1 protein-coding gene is annotated in these 233 nt (G+C 64.4%); it reads right to left on the bottom strand.

Annotated features, from left to right (window positions below; genetic code table 11):
• Positions 1-83: 83 nt before the first annotated feature.
• Positions 84-233 (bottom strand): malonate decarboxylase subunit alpha (locus FQ664_RS27045; RefSeq protein WP_144176021.1); only part of this gene is annotated, 150 nt, incomplete at its 5' end.

Below are 233 nucleotides of genomic sequence, written 5' to 3'. Positions count from 1 at the left end.
CACAGGGACCGCGCAATCTTCAAATGGATCACTATTCCTGTGCTCGCGAAGAATCCCACGCGGTTGCAAGTCGAGTGCTTTCATCACCAGCTCCTGAACCGTGCAGGCGGGTTGTAGAGGCCGCCGGACCATTCGACCAGGTCGGCGATGCTGCGCGCGGCCAGCAGTTCGCGGCTGGCGTCGGTGCGGCGGATGCCGAGGTCTTCGGGCAAGGCGACCAGGCCTTGCTGGCG

Origin of the sequence: Pseudomonas persica, assembly GCF_900291015.1 — a bacterium.
Taxonomy (GTDB): Bacteria; Pseudomonadota; Gammaproteobacteria; order Pseudomonadales; family Pseudomonadaceae; genus Aquipseudomonas.
Note: the sequence above shows the minus strand (reverse complement) of the source record. Positions and strands in the feature narration are given on the sequence as shown.